Below are 333 nucleotides of genomic sequence, written 5' to 3'. Positions count from 1 at the left end.
CAAAGCGCACATTGATATCTGTCTGAGCCCCGCTCTGCGGGGATTTTTTCGCCAAAAGCAAGGTGATTCAGATGAGAAATCTGTGATCTATTTGGCAAAATTATGCTTTATTGTTTACCCTTGTCAGACTGCCCGTCATAAGGCGGCGGAGTGTATTTCTCCATTTTGAGTCAGTTGAAAAGGAATATTGAATGGAAGATTTGAATGTTGTCGATAGCATAAACGGCGCGGGAAGCTGGCTGGTAGCTAACCAGGCGCTGCTGCTAAGTTATGCAGTAAACATCGTGGCGGCACTCGCGATCATCATCGTTGGTTTGATTATCGCGCGGATGA

Annotated in this window: 1 pseudogene; it reads left to right on the top strand. The window is 46.2% G+C overall.

The features are described 5' to 3' along the window. Nucleotides 1-191 precede the first annotated feature (191 nt). Nucleotides 192-333, top strand: a pseudogene (locus OO25_RS22715) (hypothetical protein); the annotation flags it as partial.

The organism is Phaeobacter sp. S60 (genome assembly GCF_000826845.1).
GTDB lineage: Bacteria > Pseudomonadota > Alphaproteobacteria > Rhodobacterales > Rhodobacteraceae > Phaeobacter > Phaeobacter piscinae.
This window is presented reverse-complemented; position numbering and strand designations above follow the sequence as displayed.